Here is a 307-nt window from a genome sequence, read left to right as displayed (position 1 = left end):
ACGAGACATCCTGTCTCGGTGGCGCACGGCGCACATCCATGTGCGCCGCCCTTCGGGTGTGCTCTTGTTCTCGCGAATTACAGGGCTCGCAGCGCTGGGAGCGAACCTGACCTCGGGCGAAAGCCACATGACCTACCTGTAGGAGCGGCGCGAGCCGCGACCGCGCGACCACGGTCACCTCGAAACTTGCGGCGTAGTTGCGTTCCTGCAGTCGCGGCTCGCGCCGCTCCTACAGTGAGGCCAGGCGACTTTAGCTTTGGCTTTAGCCTGAAGCCGCGCAGTTCACCCAGCGCTACGAAGCGGCAAC

The organism is Lysobacter sp. Root690 (genome assembly GCF_001427785.1).
Classification (GTDB): domain Bacteria; phylum Pseudomonadota; class Gammaproteobacteria; order Xanthomonadales; family Xanthomonadaceae; genus Lysobacter.
The sequence above is the reverse complement of the archived record's forward strand: the minus strand, read 5'-3'. Positions refer to the sequence as shown.